At 73.3% G+C, this 18,190-nt stretch carries 17 protein-coding genes; 9 read left to right on the forward strand and 8 right to left on the reverse strand.

Translation table 11 applies throughout. From position 1 onward, the window contains the following. Window positions 1-35 precede the first annotated feature (35 nt). From OF117_RS07855 to OF117_RS07885, 7 genes are read left to right on the forward strand one after another with little or no spacing between them, the layout of a single operon-like run. Window positions 36-1,040: a YbhN family protein gene (locus tag OF117_RS07855; RefSeq protein ID WP_263552263.1), complete on the forward strand. Its 1,005-nt coding sequence runs from the start codon at window positions 36-38 to the stop codon at window positions 1,038-1,040. After that, window positions 1,037-1,996 carry an FkbM family methyltransferase gene (locus tag OF117_RS07860; protein WP_263552264.1) on the forward strand — a complete coding sequence of 320 codons (960 nt, stop codon included), beginning with the start codon at window positions 1,037-1,039 and terminating at the stop codon, window positions 1,994-1,996. The genes OF117_RS07855 and OF117_RS07860 overlap by 4 nt, the downstream gene beginning before the upstream one ends. A gap of 11 nt (window positions 1,997-2,007) precedes the next feature. Next, window positions 2,008-3,006 (forward strand): zinc-dependent alcohol dehydrogenase, encoded by a 999-nt coding sequence (locus tag OF117_RS07865; RefSeq protein WP_263552265.1) that lies wholly within the window; start codon window positions 2,008-2,010, stop codon window positions 3,004-3,006. After that, entirely contained in the window at window positions 2,994-3,392 is a 399-nt protein-coding gene (locus tag OF117_RS07870) for a 6-pyruvoyl trahydropterin synthase family protein (protein ID WP_263552266.1), read from the forward strand. The genes OF117_RS07865 and OF117_RS07870 overlap by 13 nt, the downstream gene beginning before the upstream one ends. Further along, the gene (locus tag OF117_RS07875) at window positions 3,389-4,585 is read left to right on the forward strand and encodes a glycosyltransferase family 4 protein (protein WP_263552267.1); all 1,197 of its coding nucleotides are present in this window, start codon (window positions 3,389-3,391) and stop codon (window positions 4,583-4,585) included. Before OF117_RS07870 ends, OF117_RS07875 begins: the two co-directional genes overlap by 4 nt. After that, window positions 4,578-5,288: a RibD family protein gene (locus OF117_RS07880; protein ID WP_263552268.1), complete on the forward strand. Its 711-nt coding sequence runs from the start codon at window positions 4,578-4,580 to the stop codon at window positions 5,286-5,288. The genes OF117_RS07875 and OF117_RS07880 overlap by 8 nt, the downstream gene beginning before the upstream one ends. Window positions 5,289-5,314: 26 nt before the next feature. Continuing rightward, window positions 5,315-5,944 carry a GTP cyclohydrolase II gene (locus OF117_RS07885; protein ID WP_263552269.1) on the forward strand — a complete coding sequence of 210 codons (630 nt, stop codon included), beginning with the start codon at window positions 5,315-5,317 and terminating at the stop codon, window positions 5,942-5,944. Window positions 5,945-5,974: 30 nt separating this feature from the next. Here the strand turns inward: OF117_RS07885 and OF117_RS07890 are convergent, their stop codons facing one another. Beyond that, entirely contained in the window at window positions 5,975-8,200 is a 2,226-nt protein-coding gene (locus OF117_RS07890) for a 6-phosphofructokinase (protein ID WP_263552270.1), read from the reverse strand. A gap of 189 nt (window positions 8,201-8,389) precedes the next feature. Here OF117_RS07890 and OF117_RS07895 point away from each other — a divergent pair, with 189 nt between their 5' ends. Together OF117_RS07895 and OF117_RS07900 are read left to right on the forward strand one after the other, a co-directional pair. After that, window positions 8,390-9,826 carry a selenium-binding family protein gene (locus OF117_RS07895; protein ID WP_263552271.1) on the forward strand — a complete coding sequence of 479 codons (1,437 nt, stop codon included), beginning with the start codon at window positions 8,390-8,392 and terminating at the stop codon, window positions 9,824-9,826. Window positions 9,827-9,905: 79 nt separating this feature from the next. Next, window positions 9,906-10,232, forward strand: a complete 327-nt coding sequence (locus OF117_RS07900) for a GYD domain-containing protein (RefSeq protein WP_263552272.1) — start codon at window positions 9,906-9,908, stop codon at window positions 10,230-10,232. Window positions 10,233-10,287: 55 nt separating this feature from the next. Here OF117_RS07900 and OF117_RS07905 read toward each other — a convergent pair whose 3' ends face one another. From OF117_RS07905 to OF117_RS07935, 7 genes are all read right to left on the reverse strand, one after another. Next, entirely contained in the window at window positions 10,288-11,520 is a 1,233-nt protein-coding gene (locus tag OF117_RS07905) for a CaiB/BaiF CoA transferase family protein (protein WP_263552273.1), read from the reverse strand. Window positions 11,521-11,715: 195 nt separating this feature from the next. Then, on the reverse strand, window positions 11,716-12,681 hold the full coding sequence (locus tag OF117_RS07910; protein ID WP_263552274.1) for an ABC transporter permease: 966 nt from the start codon (window positions 12,679-12,681) through the stop codon (window positions 11,716-11,718). A gap of 58 nt (window positions 12,682-12,739) precedes the next feature. Then, window positions 12,740-13,543 carry an HpcH/HpaI aldolase family protein gene (locus tag OF117_RS07915; RefSeq protein WP_263552275.1) on the reverse strand — a complete coding sequence of 268 codons (804 nt, stop codon included), beginning with the start codon at window positions 13,541-13,543 and terminating at the stop codon, window positions 12,740-12,742. A 116-nt stretch (window positions 13,544-13,659) separates the two neighbouring features. Continuing rightward, window positions 13,660-15,255: an ABC transporter substrate-binding protein gene (locus OF117_RS07920; RefSeq protein WP_263552276.1), complete on the reverse strand. Its 1,596-nt coding sequence runs from the start codon at window positions 15,253-15,255 to the stop codon at window positions 13,660-13,662. A gap of 128 nt (window positions 15,256-15,383) precedes the next feature. Further along, the gene (locus OF117_RS07925; RefSeq protein WP_263552277.1) at window positions 15,384-16,193 is read right to left on the reverse strand and encodes an enoyl-CoA hydratase/isomerase family protein; all 810 of its coding nucleotides are present in this window, start codon (window positions 16,191-16,193) and stop codon (window positions 15,384-15,386) included. Beyond that, window positions 16,193-17,134: an ATP-binding cassette domain-containing protein gene (locus OF117_RS07930; RefSeq protein ID WP_263552278.1), complete on the reverse strand. Its 942-nt coding sequence runs from the start codon at window positions 17,132-17,134 to the stop codon at window positions 16,193-16,195. The genes OF117_RS07925 and OF117_RS07930 overlap by 1 nt, the downstream gene beginning before the upstream one ends. Continuing rightward, window positions 17,131-18,138, reverse strand: coding sequence for an ABC transporter ATP-binding protein (locus tag OF117_RS07935; RefSeq protein ID WP_263552279.1), 1,008 nt, complete (start codon window positions 18,136-18,138; stop codon window positions 17,131-17,133). Before OF117_RS07935 ends, OF117_RS07930 begins: the two co-directional genes overlap by 4 nt. Window positions 18,139-18,190: the final 52 nt, after the last annotated feature.

Here is an 18,190-nt window from a genome sequence, read left to right on the forward strand (position 1 = left end):
CTGTCGGTAGGAGTCGTCCGAGGGAGTTCCGGCCCATGGGCACAGCGGTGTGGGGCTGGGCACGGCGCCTGGCAGGCGTCGTGATCATCGCCGTCGTCGTCTGGCGGGTGGGCACCGGCCCGTTCGTCGAGGGGATCCGGCGGATCGACGCCGCCTCGCTGCTGGCGGCCGGGGGCATCACGACGGTGACCACCGTGTGCGCGGCCTGGCGGTGGCGGACCGTGGTCGCCGGGCTCGGCGTCGACCTGCCGCTGCGGACGGCCGTCGCGGCGTGCTACCGCTCGCAGTTCCTCAACAGCGCGCTGCCCGGCGGCGTGGTCGGTGACGTGCATCGCGGCGTGCGGCACGGCCGGGACGAGGGCGACGTGGGCCGGGGTCTCCGGGCGGTGTTCTGGGAGCGGGCGGCCGGGCAGGTGGTGTTCGTGCTGCTCGCCCTGGGCGTGCTGCTCGTCCTGGACTCACCCGTGCGCTCCTGGCTGGGCTGGGCGGTCGCCGCCGCCCTCGCCGCGCTCGCCGGCGCGGCCCTGGCGGCGCGGGCCCTGCCGCGCGCCCGTCGGCCGCGGTGGGCCCGGCTCGTCCGCGCCGTCCGCGCCGACGTGCGGGAGGGCCTGCTCGCCCGCCGGGCCTGGCCGGTCGTCGTCGCCACCTCGGTGGTGGTGGCCGCCGGCCACGCGACCACGTTCCTCGTCGCGGCCCGGACGACCGGCGCGGCCGCACCCCCCGCCCGCCTGGTGCCGCTGGCCGTGCTGGTGATGCTCGCGATGGCCCTCCCCCTCAGCATCGGCGGGTGGGGACCGCGCGAGGGCGCGGCCGCATGGGTGTTCGGCGCGGCCGGGCTCGGGGCCGCCGCGGGGGTCGCCGCGGCCACCGCCTACGGCGTCATCGCCTTCGCCGCGACGCTGCCCGGGGCGCTCGTGCTGGCCGGCGAGTGGCTCGGGCGCCGTTCAGCGGTCGGCCGGGTCCGCGCCGCCTTCGGCCCGCCGGACGGCCCGCCGGGGAGCGGACCCGTGCCGTCCCCGGTCGGAGCGGTCGAGCCGTGATCGGCGACGCCGCGCGGGACGCCGGTCGGGCCCTCGCCCGTGCCACGGTGGGCCCGCTGCCCGTGGCCCTCGCCGACCCCCTCCGCCGGGCGCTGTCGCGGGCGGGCGCGGCGGGAGACCCGGGCCGGGCGCACCGGACGGTGCTGCACGCCCTCCGCGCCGGCGGCATCCCCCGGGCGGTCTCGACCTTCCGGCTGACCGACAACCCCGGGCTCCGCTTCCGCGCCGTCGACTCGCAGGTCCTCGGGCAGCTGTACTGGTCCGGCGAGCAGGGCTGGGAGCCCGAACTGCTGCCGTGGTGGCGCCGCTCCTGCCGGAACGCACGGTCCGTGCTCGAACTCGGTGCGAACGTCGGCTACTTCTCCGTCCAGGGCGGCCTGGCGGCGCCGGACGTGCGCTACGTCGCCGTCGAACCGCACCCGCTGTCCGCGGCGGTCTGCCGGGAGCACCTGGCCCTCAACGACGTCGGCTCGGTCGAGGTCGTCGAGGCGGCGGCCGTCGCCGATCCCGCCGTCTCCTCCGTGCGGCTGCAGGTCCCGGCCGACCAGCAGTCCACCCCGACGGTCGCGTTCCTGGCCGGGGACACCGAGCTCCCCGCCGAGATGGCCCGCGACGTCGGGGCCGCGCTCGACGTGACGGCGGTCGACGTCCGGCGGCTGCTCGACGGCGTCGACGTGGTCAAACTGGACGTCGAGGGCCAGGAGCACGCGCTGCTCGGGGCCGCCCGCGAGCACCTCCGGGAGCAGCGGGTGACCGTCTTCGTCGAGGTGCTGCCCGGGACGGCGCGGTTGCGGGCCCTCATCGCCGACCTGTGCACGACCGACGGGTACCGCTGCTACGCCCTGAGCCGACGCGGCCCCGTGCAGCTCACCCCGGACCGGTTGGCCACGGTGCGGCTGATGGACGTGTACGGCTGCCAGGACGTGATCCTCTCCCCCACCGACCTGCATGCCTGAAGATGCGGGGCGTGCGACGCGAGGCACGGGCGTTCTGGGTGCGGGAGCCGGGGATCGGCGAGATCCGGCCCGTCGCCCTCCCGGAGCCCGGCGCCTCCGACGTGCTGGTGCGGACCGTCTGCTCCGGCGTCAGCCGCGGCACGGAGACCCTGGTGTTCGGGGGCAGGGTCCCGCCGAGCCAGCACGCCGCGATGCGGGCACCCTTCCAGGAGGGCGACTTCCCCGGCCCGGTGAAGTACGGCTACCTCAACGTCGGCCTGGTCGAGGTCGGCCCGCCCGGGCTGCGGGGGCGGACGGTCTTCTCGCTGTTCCCCCACCAGACCGCGTACGTGGTCCCCGGCGCGGCGGTGGTCCCCGTGCCCGACGGGGTGCCACCGGCGCGCGCCGTGCTCGCGGGCACCGTGGAGACCGCGGTCAACGCGCTCTGGGACGGTGCACCGCTGATCGGCGACCGGGTCGCCGTCGTGGGCGGTGGCATGGTGGGCTGCTGCGTGGCCCGGCTGCTGGCCGGCATCCCCGGCGTGCACGTGACGCTGGTCGACGTCGACGCCGGCCGCGGCCGGGTCGCCGAGCAGCTCGGGGCCGACTTCGCGCAACCGCCCGGCGCGCCCGACGGCCGTGACCTCGTGGTGCACGCCAGCGCGACGGCGGCGGGGCTGCAGCTCGCCCTCGACCTGGTCCGCCCCGAGGGGACGGTCCTGGAGCTCAGCTGGTACGGCGACACCCCCGTGACCCTCTCGCTCGGCGAGACGTTCCACTCCCGGCGCCTCGCCATCCGGGCCAGCCAGGTGGGCTCGGTCTCCCCCGCGCGGCGGGCGTCGCGGACCACCCGGGACCGGCTGGCGCTGGCGCTGGATCTGTTGCGCGACCCGGCGTTCGACGCGCTGCTGACCGGGTCGTCCCGCTTCGACGACCTGCCCGACGTCCTGCCGCGGCTCGCGGACGGGCGGCTGCCGGCCCTGTGCCACACGATCGCGTACCCGGACGGGGAGGGCCCGTGTTCAGCGTGACCGTGCGCGACTCGATGATGATCGCGCACAGCTTCCGCGGTGCGACCTTCGGACCGGCGCAGCGGCTGCACGGGGCGACCTTCGTCGTCGACGCCAGCTTCCGGCGGGCCGACCTCGACGCCGACGGCGTGGTGGTCGACATCGCCCGGGCGGCCGCGGCGCTGTCCGACGTCCTCGGCGAGCTCACCTACCGGAACCTGGACGACGAGCCGGCGTTCGCCGGGCGGAACACGACGACCGAGGTGCTCGCGCAGGCGGTCGCGGACCGGCTGGCCGACCGGATCGCCGCCGGCGCGCTGGGCGAGGGCGGCTCCCGCCTGGACGGGCTCACCGTCACGCTGCACGAGTCGCACGTGGCCTGGGCCTCGTACGAGAGGGCGCTGTGAGCACCGAGCCGGCCGCCGACACCGTGCCCGCGGTGAGCACCGTGCCCGCGGTGAGCACCGTGCACGTCGTCGTCCCGGACGGCGTCGACGACCCGGCCCGGCCCAGCGGCGGCAACGCCTACGACCGGCGGATCTGCTCCGGGCTGGCCGGCGCCGGGTGGGACGTCCGCGAGCACGCGGTCCCCGGGCCGTGGCCGGAGCCCGACCCGGTCGCGCTCGCCGCGCTCGCCCGCGCGGTCGGGCGGGTGCCCGACGACGGCGTCGTGCTCGTGGACGGGCTGATCGGCTCGGCCGCGGACGCCGTGCTCGTGCGGGAGGCCGCGCGGGTGCGGCTCGTCGTCCTCGTGCACATGCCGCTGCCGGGGGGCGCGGGAACCGAGGAGGCGGAACGCGCCGTGCTGTCCGGCGCGCGGGCCGTCGTCACGACCAGCGCCTGGACCCGCGGCGTCCTGGTGGACCGGCACCGGCTGGACGGCGACCGGGTGCACGTCGCCCACCCCGGTGCCGAGCCCGGCGACCCGGCACCCGGGACACCCGGCGGCGGGCACCTGCTCTGCGTCGGCGCCGTCGCCCCGCACAAGGGGCAGGACCTGCTCGTCGAGGCGCTCGCCCGGGTCGCCGGCCCGTGGGAGTGCCGGCTGGTGGGGCCGCTCGACCGGGACCCGGCCTTCGTCGCACGGCTCCGGCGGCATATCGCCGGGGCGGACGTCGCCGGCCGGGTCCGCCTGTGCGGGCCGCAGACCGGTGCACACCTCCGCCGGCAGTACCGGTGGGCCGACCTGCTCGTCCACCCGTCGCGGCTGGAGGCGTACGGCATGGTCGTCGCCGAGGCGCTGGCCGTCGGCCTCCCGGTCGTGGCCGCCGCGGTCGGGGGGCTGCCCGAGGCGCTGGGCCGGACGACCGACGGCGCGCCCGGGCTGCTGGTGCCGCCCGGGGACGCCGGCGCGCTCCGCGAGGCGCTCACGGCCTGGCTGGGTGACGAGGACCTGCGACGGCGGCTGCGCCGGCGTGCCCTCGACCGGCGGCCGACCCTGCCGGGCTGGGACGCGACGGCCGCGTGCCTCACGGCGGTGCTCACCTCGGTCGTCGCGGCACCGTCCGCCGCGGGCGACCGGCGCGCCCGGGGGGACGGCACCGGCGGGGCGACCCGCGGCGACCCGGCGGGAGCCGGGGCGAGGAGGATGCATGGCTGACCGGCCCTACACCTTGCTCAGCTGCGGGATGTCGATCGACGGCTACCTCGACAGCGCCGACGTCGCCCGCCTCGCCCTGTCCAACGCGGCCGACTTCGAGCGGGTGGACGCCGTCCGCGCCGGCTGCGACGCCATCCTGGTCGGGGCCGCGACGGTGCGCGCCGACAACCCGCGCCTGCTGGTGCGCTCGGCCGCGCGGCGCGCCGAGCGCGCGGCCCGCGGCCTCCCGGAGTCCCCCGCCAAGGTCACGGTGACCCGGCGGGGCGACCTCGACGCGGACGCCGCGTTCTTCCGCACGGGCACCGGCGAGAAGCTCGTCTACTGCCCCAGCGCGACGGCTCCGGCCCTCCGGGCGCGGCTGGGGTCCCTGGCGACCGTCGTCGACGCCGGGTGGCAGGTGGACATGCGCGACGTCAGCGAGGACCTGTCCGCGCGGGGGGTCGCCCGGCTGATGGTCGAGGGCGGCAGCACGATGCACACCCAGTTCCTCACCGCGGATCTGGCCGACGAGCTGCAGCTGGTCGTGGCACCCCTGTTCGTCGGGGACTCCCGTTCCCGCCGGTTCGTCGGCGACGGCCGTTTCCCCTGGAACCCGGACCGGCGGGCGACGCTCGCCGAGGTCCGGCAGATCGGTGACGTGGTGCTGCTGCGCTACGCGTTCTCCCCGCGGTTCTGCGCGGAGCACGACGGGAGCGGCCGGTGATGCCGGCCGGCCCGCCGGAGGCGCGGGTGCGGACCGGGATCGACGTGCCGCTGCGGTTCCCCGACGGCTACGCCACGGTCGCGCGGATGTTCACGTTCACCGGGCTGGTCGACGGCCGTGAACACCTGGCGCTGTCCCTCGGCGTCCCGCCCGCGGTCCCGCTCGTCCGGCCGCACAGCGAGTGCGTGACCGGCGACGTGTTCGGCAGCCAGCGGTGCGACTGCGGCGCCCAACTGCGGGAAGCCGTCGAGCGCATCGCCGAGGCCGGCGGCTACCTGCTCTACCTGCGCCAGGAGGGCCGGGGCATCGGGCTGTACGAGAAGGTGGACGCCTACGCCCTGCAGGACGGCGGCCTGGACACCTACGAGGCCAACCTCGCGCTGGGCCATGCCGCGGACGAGCGGGACTACACCGTCGCCGCCCAGATGCTGCACGCCCTCGGGGCCCGGACCGTCGCGCTGCTCAGCAACAACCCGGACAAGGCGGCGCAGCTGTCCCGCCTCGGCGTGGCGGTGGGCGAGCAACTGCCCACCGGGGTCCACCTGTCACCGGCCAACGCCGACTACCTCGCCACCAAGGCCCACCGGGGCGGGCACCGGCTGGCCGGCCTGCGCCCGAACGGCGCGCACCCGCGCCCACCGGTCGACCGCTGGTGAGCCGCTCCCACCGGTCGACCGGTGGGTCGCTCAGCTCGAGTCCATGACCTGGGTGAGCGGTCGCAGCGCCAGCCACCGCTGCTCGAGCGGGCGCTGGACGCCGCGCTGCACCAGCGTGGGATAGGAGGTGAGATCGGTGAACTGCAGCCGGCCGGACTGGAAGCCGATCATCGCGCTGGCCCGGGTGCCGGTCTCGAGCTGCTCGGCGAGGTACTCGATGCAGCGGGCGGTGAGCCGCGTGGCCTGGATCCGGTCGAACGGGGACGGGTCGCCGCCTTCCTGGATGTGCCCGAGGATCGCCTCCCGCGAGTCCCACAGCTCCCCGCCCTCCTTCTCGAAGAGCGCCCGGATGAAGCCGGTGCTGTAGACGGCGTCGGCGTGCTCGCTGCGGATCACCAGGCCGAGGCGCTTGCCGCCGCGGAACCCCTCGGCGAGCGCGCGCACGTCGGCGGTCAGGTCGTCGAGCGTGATCCCCTCCTCGGGCAGGTACACCCGCTCGGCACCGCTGGCCAGCCCGCTCATCAGGGCCAGGTAGCCGCAGTCGTGCCCCATCACCTCCACGACGAAGCAGCGGCGCGACGCCACCGCCGACTGCTTGATCTTGTCGATGTCCGAGACGATGCTGTTCAGCGCCGTGTCGCTGCCGATCGTCAGCTCGGTCGCGGGCAGGTCGTTGTTGATCGTCATCGGCAGGCAGACGATCGGGATGTCGAGCGACGCGTGCCGCCGTCGGGCGGCGTGCAGCGCGTACGCCGCGGCGTAGCCGGCCCAGCCGCCCGCCATGAGCAGCCCGTCGATCCGGTGCGCGGCGACCTCCTCGGCGATCCGCTCGACGGCGGCGTCGTCGGGCACGTACCGGTTGGTGCCGAGCTCGGCCCCGCCGGAGGAGACCCACCCGCTGACGTCCATCCAGCCGACCTCGTGGACGTCGCCGTCGCGCAGCCCGCGGAAGCCGTTGCGCACCGCGAGCGTCGAGTAGCCGCGGTCGAGGGTCAGCCGGACCGCCGCCCGCACCGCGGTGTTCATCCCCGGCGCCGGGCCGCCGCCGTGGACGACGGCCACGCGGAAGCGCGTGCGCCCCGACAGGGTCGGCCGTGGCGCGGCCTGCTGCATGGTGGTGAGGATCTGGAACGACTCGTGGAAGCTCCCCCCGCGCAGCTTCATCGCGCCGTCGATGTCCTGCGCCTCGATCCGGCCCGCGACGGTGTGGGTCTTCGCGACGCAGTCCATCAGCGGTGAGCTGACCAGCTGGTTGCCGCGGATGCCGACCAGCTGCGGCGGGGTGTCCGGCGAGGCGGCGAGCAGTTGCCGGACGGCGGCGTGGCCCAGCTCCGTGCCCAGCCGGCGGTCGAACGCGCTCGGCGCGCCGCCGCGCTGGACGTGGCCGAGGATCGTGACCCGGGCGTCCTCCCCCAGCTCCCGCATGAGGATCTGCCGGACGTCCTCCCCGGTGATGCGCCGGCCGTGGCGGTCCTGCGCGCCCTCGGCGACGACGACGAGGTTGCGGCGCCGGCCGCTCTCCCGGCCGGCGCGCAGCACCGAGCACATCAGGCTCGGCCAGTCGTCGTCGGCCGGCGGACGCTCGGGGATGAGCACCCAGTTCGCCCCGGCGGCCAGCGAGGACATGAGGGCCAGGTAGCCGCAGTGCCGGCCCATGACCTCGACGACGAAGGTGCGCTGGTGGCTGGATGCGGTGCTGTCCAGGGCGTCGAGCGCCTCGACGATGCGGTGCAGGGCCGTGTCGGCCCCGATGGTCATGTCGGTGCCGAACATGTCGTTGTCGATCGAGCCGACCAGGCCGACGAGCCGGAGGAACCGGTGCTCCTCGGCCGTGCGGGGATGGACCTCCCCGGCGTCGACCAGCTCGGCGAGCAGCTCGGGCCACTCCTCGCGGAACAGGTTGGCCCCGGTCAGGCTGCCGTCACCGCCGATGACGACCAGCGCGTCGATGCCCCGGTCGACCAGGTTGCGCGCCGCCTTCCGGCGGCCCTCGCGCTTCCGGAAGACCTCCGACCGCGCGGTGCCGATCACCGTGCCGCCGCGCTGCAGGATGCCCCCGACGTCCGCCGACTCGAACCGCCGGATGAGGTCGCCGCCCTCGACCAGGCCCTGGTAGCCCTCGAAGACCGCGTGCACGTCGATGCCGTGGTACCGCGCCGACCTCACCACGGCGCGCACGGCCGAGTTCATCCCACCGGCGTCGCCGCCGCTGGTGAGCACCGCGATGCTGGACGGCGCGGCCGCCTGCGAGTCCATGCGCCGAAGCTAGTGCCTGGCCGGTTCCCGCGCCGCCGGCTGCGCCGGTCCGCGTGTGCGCGGCGGTCCCGTTGTCCTTCCCACCCCGGCGTTCGCGCGGCATGCTCGACCGGCCCGGTCCCGGCGGGAGCGGACGCCGGATGCCGGACGCGTCGCCAGGACGATCTCCGTCGTGGAGGAGTGCGCACGATGAGCGACACAGCGGCCGGCACCATGGACCCGACGTTCTACCGCAGCCCGTCCGAGGCGATCGCCGCGCCGACCGAGGAGCTGGCCTACGTGGTGGCCTTCGACCGCGCCGGCCGGCGTCCTGATGCGCTGACGGTGGTCGACGTCGACGCCGGCTCCGACCAGTACGGCCGCATCGTCGGCTGGGCGGACCTGCCGACGACGGGCGACGAGCTGCACCACTTCGGCTGGAACGCCTGCTCCAGCGCCCTGAAGCACGAGGGCCACCACATGGGTGCCGACGGCCTGCAGCGTCGCTACCTGCTGCTGCCCGGCCTGCGCAGCTCGCGCATCCACGTCTACGACACCCGGCCCGATCCCCGGTCGCCCCGGCTGCACAAGACGGTCGAGGCCGAGGAGCTGGCGAACAGAGCGGGCTACTCGCGCCCGCACACCCTGCACTGCGGTCCGGACGGCGTCTTCCTCACCTGCCTCGGCAGCGCGGACGTGTCGGCCGACGGCGGCGACGGGCCCGGCGGGATCGCCCTCCTCGACCACGCCACCTTCGACGTCCTGCGCGCCTGGGAGACCGACCGGGGGCCGCAGTACCTCGCCTACGACGCGTGGTGGCACCTCAACCAGAACACCCTGGTCTCCAGCGAGTGGGGCACGCCGTCGATGGTCGAGGACGGCCTGGTGCCGGACCTCCTGCTCGGCGGGAAGTACGGCCACCAGCTGCACTTCTGGGACCTCGCCGAGGGCCGGCACCGGCAGACGGTCGACCTCGGCGCCGAGCACCAGATGGTCCTGGAGCTGCGGCCGTCGCACGACCCCGAGGCCACCTGGGGTTTCGTCGGCGTCGTCGTCTCGACCGCCGACCTGTCCGCCTCGGTGTGGCGCTGGCACCGCGACGGCGACGAGTGGCGGGTCGACAAGGTGATCACCATCCCGGCGGAACCGGCCGACCCCGCCGACCTGCCGCCGGCCCTGCAGCCGTTCGGCGCGGTGCCGCCGCTCGTCACCGACATCGACCTGTCGGTCGACGACCGGATGCTGTACGTCTCCTGCTGGGGCATCGGCGAGCTCAAGCAGTACGACGTCTCCGACCCGGCGCAGCCGCGCGAGGCCGGGTCGGTGCGGCTCGGCGGCATCGTCCGCAGGGCCGCGCACCCGGCCGCACCGGACGAGCCCCTGGCGGGGGGTCCGCAGATGGTCGAGGTGAGCAGGGACGGGCGGCGCATCTACGTCACCAACTCGCTCTACGGCGCCTGGGACGACCAGTTCTTCCCCGCGGGGGTCGGGGCGTGGATGGCCAAGCTGGACGCCGACCCCGAGCGCGGCGGGCTGTCGGTCGACGAGCGCTTCTTCCCGCACGGGGACGACTGGCGCGGCCTGCGTCCGCACCAGGTCCGCCTGCAGGGCGGCGACGCCTCCTCCGACTCCTACTGCTACCGCTGATCCCCGCTACCGCTGATCCCCGCCACCGCTGATCCGTCCTCGTCCTCCGTGCTTCCGCGACGCACGGGAAGGAGATCCGATGCCGCTCTACCTGACCAGGTTCAGCTACACGCCGGAGACCTGGGCCCGGCTGATCGGGAACCCGGAGGACCGCCGGGAGGCGGCTCGGTCCTACATCGAGTCCGTCGGCGGGACGCTGCACGGGTTCTGGTACGCGTTCGGCCCGCATGACGGCTACACGCTGTGGGAGGCCCCCGACAACGTCTCCATGGCCGCGGTGGCCCTCGCGCTCGGCGCCGGAGGCGCGCTGCGCCCGGTCGAGACGACGGTGCTGATGACCGTCGAGGAGACGATGGACGCGATGCGCAAGGCCCAGCAGGTCCGGTACCGACCGCCGGGCGCGTAACGCTTCGGATCCCGAGCGACCCCGGCCTGCCCGCCCGGGTGCGCCCGTACCGCGCTCAGACGGCGCCCGCCTCGCGCAGCTCCGCGATGCCGGCGTCGTCGTACCCGAACTCCCGGAGGATGTCGTCGGTGTGCTGCCCGTGAAGCGGTGGGGCGGTGCGCACGCTGGCCGGCGTCCTGGACAGCTTGTACGGCACGCCGAAGAACTTCATCGGTCGTCCGACCGGGGTGTCGAGGGTCACGATCATCTCGTTGTGCAGGGCCTGCGGGTCCGAGAACGCCTCCTCGAACGTCTTGACCGGCGCGACGAACATGTCCTCGGGCTCCATGAGTTCCAGCCACTCGGCGGTCGTGCGCTGCGCGAGAGCGGCCTCCAGCCGCGCCGCCATCTCTTCCCGGTTGCGGTCGCGCGCCCAGTAGTCCCGGAAACGCTCCTCCTGGGTGAGGTCGTCGATGCCGATGATTCGGCACAACGTCGAGATCTGCCGCCCGCTGGACAGCGCGATGTGCCCATCCTTGGTCGCATAGAACCCGTACGGCGGTGGCGTGTACGGGCTGGCGTGCATCGTCGGCCGGCGACGCGGCTCGCCGGCCGACGTGTTCATGAAGTGGAGGCCCCATTCGGCCAGGCCCGCGAGCGCGCTGTCGTACAGGCACACCCGGACGTGCTGCCCTTCACCGGTCCGCTGTCGGTGCACGAGCGCCGCGGCGACGGCGAAACCACCGTTCATCCCGCCGAGCAGGTCGGCGATGGCCACGCCGACCGGTTGCGGTCGCCCGTGCGCGTCGGAGTTCACGGCGCCCCATCCCGTCAGTGCTTCGACGAGGACGTCCTGACCGGGCTTGGAGCCGTACGGGCCGTCCGGGCCGTAGCCGCTCGCGGACGCGTAGATGATCGAGGGGTTGATGGCCGCGCACTGCTCGTAGCCGATGCCGAGCCGCTCCATCACCCCTGGCCGGAAGTTCTCGTAGACGACGTCGATGTCGGGAAGCATCCTGTGCACGACCTCGATGCCACGCGGCGACTTGAGGTCGAGCGTCATGCTCCGCTTGTTGCGGTTGTTGGCCAGGAAGCCGGACGAGTAGATGCGGGAGTCCTCGGGATCGACCCCGTAGCGCCCGCGTTCGCCGTAGCGTTCGTCGGCACGACCGTCGGGCGTCAGCGCCTCCCGCCGTTCCACCTTGATGACGTCGGCGCCCATGTCCGCGAGCATCTGGGTGGCGTACGGCCCCTGCATGCGCTCGGTGAAGTCGAGGATGCGGATGCCGTGCAGCGGGCCGTTGGTCATGTCGGGTCTGTCTCCTTGTCCGTGGAACGTGCAGCGAGCCGGTGCGGCCCGGGACGCCCCTGGGTGTCGGGGGTTCGGCTAGGGATGGTCTGCGGCTGGGCCGTCCACGAGCGGGACCTGAGCCCGTCCACGGGTGGTCATCACCCCGGCCTCGTTCTCGGCCCAGAGGTCGACGTGCACACGCAGCCCGTCCTCCTAGCTCCTCGGGGAGAGGATGGCCAGACGGCGTCGCTGCCGGCGCGTGGTGGGCTGCGCCGTCCGGGGGTCCAGGCGCGCGTAGGTCAGGTCCACCAGGAGGTTCACGGTGATGACCATGATCGCCACGACGAAGACGCAGGCCTCGATGAGGGGCAGGTCGCGACGCTCGATGGCCTGGATGAAGAGCGATCCGATCCCCGGCCAGGCGAAGATCGTCTCGATGACGATCGCCCCGTTCAGGAAGGTGGCGATCTCGTCGCCGGTCACGGTGATGATCGGGATCGCGGAGTTCCGGAGGGCGTCCCGGCGCACGATCCGGCCTTCCGGTACGCCCTTGGCCCGCAGCGTGTTGATGTACGGCTTGTCCATCTCCTCCACGAGGGCGGAGCGGGCCACCTGGGCGATCCGTCCGATGGGCCGGACGGCGAGCGTCAAGGCCGGCAGCAGGACGTATTCGAGCCCACCGAACCCCGAGGTCGGCAGCAACCCCCACTGGACGCCCACGACCAGGATGAGCATCAGGCCCAGCCAGAAGTCGGCGATCGACACCCCGGCCAGCGAGATCGTGGTGAGGATCCGGTCGCTGACGGATCCCGGCTTGATGGCCGACCGGGTGCCGAGCAGCAGGGCCAGCGGCACGGCGATCGCCAGGGACACCGCTGTGAGGAACAAGGTCGCCGGGACCCGTTCCAGCGCGAGCGGGAGCGAAGGCACTCCCTGCCACAGCGACTCCCCGAAGTCGCCGACCGCCCAGCCTGCGATGGTGCGCCCGAACCGCTCCCAGAACGGGTCGTCCAACCCGAGGGATGCCCGCAGGTCCAGGTAGACCTGCCGCGGCGCGTCGGCCGGCAGCATCAGGCGCGCCGGATCACCAATCCGGTCCACGACGACGAAGACCAGGATCAGCACCCCGACCAGCACGATCAGCGAGTGCGCCAGCCGCTTCAACGCGTATGTGGCCATCGTCGTCTCCTGTTCTCGGGCGCTCGCGTCTCGCGGGTGAGGGTCGGCGTCGCGTCGATCAGTACTGACCGGCCGGGGCCGAGGCGGGCGTCGTCCCTGCCGGGCCGGCCTTCGCGATGGCGAGCTGCTCGCGCACGGCCGCGCCGTAGAGCGCCGCGTCCGACGCGACGGTGATCATGTCGAAGCCCTGCTCCGAGTAGCCCTGCGCGATCCGGCCGTTGGCCGCCTGGATGCCGGCCGCGATCCCGTTGTCCCGGCAGGCCTTCAGGATGTCCTCGATGACCTGCAGGAAGTCCTCCCGGGGAGGCGTGTGGTTCGGCTCGTAGCCCATCCCCAGGGCGAGGTCGCTGGGCCCGATGTAGATGGCGTCGACCCCGGGAGTGGCCGCGATGTCCGCCGTGTTCCGGATCCCGTCGGCGGTCTCGACCATCACGATGCACGCCACATCGGCCAGCGCCGCGGGGTCGGTGGTCCCGATCGTGTCGCGCGCGCGCACCGGTCCGAAGGAACGCATCCCGGCCGGCGGGTACTTGCAGGCCGCGACCGCGGCCGCGGCCTCCTCCGCGTTGTTGACCATGGGGACGACGACGCCCAGGGCCCCGGCGTCGAGAACCTGCATGATGCGTGCCGGCTCGTTCCAGCCGACCCTCGCGATCGGGATGCCGCCACCGGCGGTGATCCCCTGCATCATCGGGACGCCCGTGCTGTGGTCGACGAGGCCGTGCTGGTAGTCGACGCAGACGTAGTCCAGGCCCTGTCGAGCGACGATCTCCGCCTGCACGGACCCGGGAGTGGTCAACCAGAGGCCGTAGGTCTTGCGCCCCGCGGCCCAGGCAGCGATCAACGGGTTGTTCGACGCCATGTCGTCTTCTCCATCTCGGACGGTGTGTCGGTGTTCCGGCGCGAGCGGCGCGCAGGGGATTGCGGTGCCGGGGCGGCCCCTCCGGGCCGCCCCGGCCCGTGGCGGAGCGGACGGGCTCAGCCCAGCTCCATCTCCTTGATGAGGACGAACCCGTCCAGACGCGGTGACCAGGTCAGCTCCTCGGCCATGCCGAAGTAGAAGTTCGGCTGACCGATGGGAACCACGGGGATCCGGTCGTAGACGTACTGGGCGATCTCCTGCAGCGCGGCCTCGCGCTCGTCACCGGCCAGCGAGTTGGCCCGGTCGTACATCCGCTCCAGCTCGGGATCGCAGTACGCCGAGGTGGCCCCGTCGCAGGAGTAGTAGCCCTCGATGCTGCCGGAGTAGTCCATCAGCTCGTTGCCGTGCTGCTGGAGGCCGATCAGCCCGCGGTCGGGCGTGATGGCGTCGTAGCCGGCCGTCCACGCCTCCTCGAACTTGGCCGTTTCGCGCATCTCGCTCGTGACGTTGGTCAGGCCGATCTCGCGGAGGGCATCGGCGATGAGCTGGATGCTCTCGCTCGCCCGCAGGATGAAGCCCTCACGGGCGGAGACGACCAACGGCAGGTCGACCGGGACACCGTCCGCGACCGCCTCGGCGACCAGCTCCTTCGCCCGGTCCGGATCGAAGGGGAAGGGCTCCAGGGACTCGTTGAAGCCCAGGGCCGACGGACCGACGATCTGCGCCGCGAGCTCACCGCCGCCCATGATGTCGTCGATGATCGCGCTCTTGTCGAACGACAGCGCGATGGCCTCGCGGATGCGCGGGTCGGCCAGGGCCGGGTTGGGGGTGTCCAGCCGGAGGACCACCGTCTCGACACCGGGCCCGGACTCGCACTTGGGCGCCTCGTTGCACTGCGCCTCGTTCAGCCAGCGGACGAACTGCGCCTCCCCGGTCTGGACGAGGGATGCACGGACCTCCGTCTCCGGACGGAAGACGTACGTCACCCTCGTGATGTCCTCGTTGTCCCCGAGCGCCTCGTCGGCGCTGTCCCGGCCCCACCAGTCCTCGTTGGCCTCGAGCACGATGTTCTGGCCACGGTTCCACTCGGCGAACCGGTAGGGCCCGGTGCCGACGGGGTTGGTCTCCCACGTGTCCGGGTTCTCCTGCAGCGCGGTCATGGACGGGATGGTCACGAAGTAGAGGCGGCTGTCCAGGATCGGGTCGGGCGCCTCGGTGACCACCTCGAGCGTGTATTCGTCCACGGCCCTCGCTTCCAGCTCGGGCCCCAGGAAGGTCCTCATCGGGAAGGCGTTCTCCTCGCTGAGGACGTGGTTGAGCCCGAAGGCGGCCGCTTCGGCGTCGAACGGTGAGCCGTCGTGGAACGTCACCCCCTCACGGAGCTGGAAACGCCAGGTCAGGTCGTCGACCTGCTCCCAGGACGTGGCCAGCTCGCCGACGAGTTCGTTGCTCTCCGGGTCCCGGTTGAGCAGGGCCTCCTCCACGTTGCGGAGGATCGGGTGACCGTCGTTGGAGTAGGCGTTCCAGCTCGCCAGGGAGCGTGGCTCCTCGGGGAGCCCGATGGTTATCTCGCCGGTGCTCGTGGCATCGGCGGACTGCGATCCGCCGCCGCAGGCGGTCAGGACGAGCGAGAGGGCGACGAGCGAGGTGGTGAACGTAGCGCCCCGGCGGGTGATCCGCCGAGGTCGAGGAGTGGAACCCGAGTGCCGCATGTGTGACCCTTCCTGGCTAGAGGGGATGTGCTCGAGGTGCGGTCCGTGCGTCGTGGGGCGAGTCCCCGGGGACGGAGCCGTCCGGCGGGGCGCGCTGGTCGTCCCGTCCCGCCGGGAGCGCGGGCCGTTCAGCGGGCATGCGGGACACCTGCGGTCCCGGACTCACCGGCGACCTGCTTGCCGGTGAACCTGCTGGTGGTCTCGTGGTAGCGGGGGTCGGTGTGACAGGCGGCCCCGGCGAGCATCTGGAAGGTGGCCACCAAGCCGCGGTCGGGTTCCGGCTGTGGGTCGAGGGCCACCTTCGCCAGGTGCATCGCGGTGGCGTTGCGGCCGGCCAGCGACGAGGCGAGCACCCGCGCCTCGTGCTCCAGCTCGACGGGGGCCACGAGCCGGCTCACCAGGCCCCGGAGGAGCGCCTCCTCGGCGGGGACGTCGCGGCCGGTGAGCACCCAGTCCTTCGCCACTCCGCGCCCCACGATGGATGGCAACCGTTGCAGGCCTCCGGAGCCGGGCACGCTGCCCAGGGGCACCTCCCGCATCGAGAACACCGCGTCGCTGGCCGCGATGCGTATGTCGCACGCGACGGCCAGTTCCACGCCCCCGCCGACGCAGTAGCCCTGGATTGCGGCGACCACCGGCTTGGGACTGCCGGCGATCCGGTTCTTGGTGATCCAGTCCAGCTGGACGTACCGCCGGGCGGTGGGACCGTCGATGTTCCCGATCTCCCGGAGGTCGGATCCGGAGCAGAAGGCGCGCCCGGCGCCGCGGACGAGCACGGCACCCACGTCGTCGCGGAGATCGAGCTCGTCGAACGCGCGCTGCATCTCGCGGTGGGTCTCCGAGTGCAGGGCGTTGAGGACGTGCGCCCCGTCCATGGTGAGCGTGGCGACCCGGTCGGCCACCTCGACCGAGATCCGGGTCCTCCGCTCGACGGCCATCAGCCGGCACCCCCCGACGCCGACACCGGCAGGGAGGGCCTCGGGTCCGCGGCGGTGGGTCCGCCTCCGTCGGTCGGGGCGTCCCCGCCGCCGGCCTCGCCGGCCGATCCGGCCGGCTCGAGGCGTGCCCTCCGGGCTGCCGCCTTGCGCCGCTCGACCTCCGGGTCCGGGACGGGCATGGCCGCGAGCAGGCTCCGGGTGTAGTCGCTCGTCGGTGCGGAGTAGATCTGCTCGCGCGTGCCGATCTCATGGATCGCGCCGTTGCTCATCACGGCCACGCGGTCGCAGAGGTGCCGCACGGTCGCGAGATCGTGCGCGATGAAGATGATCGTGAGTCCCAGGTCGCGCTGGAGCCGCTTGAAGAGGTTGAGGATCTGCGCCTGGATGGAGACGTCGAGCGACGCCACCGGCTCGTCGCAGACGAGCAGCCGTGGATCCACCGCGAGGGCGCGGGCGATGCCGATGCGCTGGCGCTCCCCGCCCGAGAAGTCCGACGGTCGGCGCCGCAGGTGGTCCTGGCGCAGGCCGACGAGCTCGAGCAACTCGGCGACCCGGGCCCGCCGCGCCTCGGCACCGCGGACGGTGCCGTGCACCACCATGCCCTCGGCGATGACGTCCTCGATGCGCATGCGGGGGTCCAGCGACGAGTAGGGATCCTGGAACACCATCTGCATGCCGCGCCGAAGCCGCTTGAGACGCGACCGGGACGCGTCCATCAGGTCGTTGCCCTCGAAGGTGATCCGGCCGCTCGTCGGCTCGATGAGGCGCATGACGCAGCGCGCAGTTGTCGACTTCCCCGATCCCGACTCCCCGACGAGGCCCAGCACCTCACCCTCGGCAACCGCGAAGGAGACGTCGTCGACGGCGCGGACCACCTCGCCACGGCGTCCGCCGGGAAATTCTTTGACCAGGTGCTCGACCTCGAGGATCGGCCCGTTCACTGCAACACCCCGGGGCTCTGGGCGAGCACCTCGGCGCGGTGGCAGGCGGACGGGTGGCTGCCGTTAGGCGGCGTGACGAACGCGGGGACCTGTTCCCTGCACCGGTCCAAGGCGTACCGGCAGCGCGGGTGGAACGGGCAGCCGGACGGCAGGGCGCTGGGTGACGGTGGCGAACCGCCGATCGTCATGAGCTTTTCGGGGACCTCGCCGTCCACGCGCGGCAGCGAGTGGAGGAGCCCGAGGGTGTACGGGTGGATCGACGCACGGAAGAGCTCGTCGGTCGAGCACTCCTCCATCGCCTTACCGGCGTACATCACGACCACCCGCTCGGCGAAGCCCGCGACGATGCCCAGGTCGTGCGTGATGAGCACGACGGCGAGGTCACGCTCGTCGGCGAGGTCCCAGAGGAGGTCCAGCACCTGGGCCTGGACACGCACGTCGAGGGCCGTCGTCGGCTCGTCCGCGAGGACCAGTCTCGGCTCCCCGATCAGCGCCATCGCGATCATGACGCGCTGGCGCATGCCACCGGAGAACTGGTGCGGGTAGTCGTCGATCCGCCGCCCGGCATCCTTGATCCCGACCCGTTGCAGCATGTCGAGGGTGCGCCGGCGCGCCTCGGCCTTCCTCACGCCGCGCAGGCGGAGGACCTCGCTGATCTGGTCGCCGACGGACCGGACAGGATTCAGCGCCGACAGCGGGTCCTGGAAGATGTAGCCGATTTCCTTGCCGCGGATCTGCCGCATCCGGGCCTCGGGCACCGTGAGCAGGTTCTCCCCGGCGAAGCGGATCTCCCCCGCGATGCGCCCTGCGCGGACGAGGCGGAGGATCGACAGCGCGGTGACCGATTTGCCGGATCCCGATTCGCCCACGATCCCGACGCGCTCGCCGGCGCGGACGGTCAGGTTCACACCGTTGAGCGCTCGGACCAGCCCGTGCCGGGCGTGGAACTGCAGGGTGAGGTCCTGGACGTCGAGCAAGGGCTCTTCGGACTCCTGTCCGCGCACCGGCGCAGGGGAACGCATGACGGTGGACATGGCGGCCCTTTCCGATCGGAGC

This window comes from Geodermatophilus sp. YIM 151500 (assembly GCF_025716945.1).
GTDB lineage: Bacteria > Actinomycetota > Actinomycetes > Mycobacteriales > Geodermatophilaceae > YIM-151500.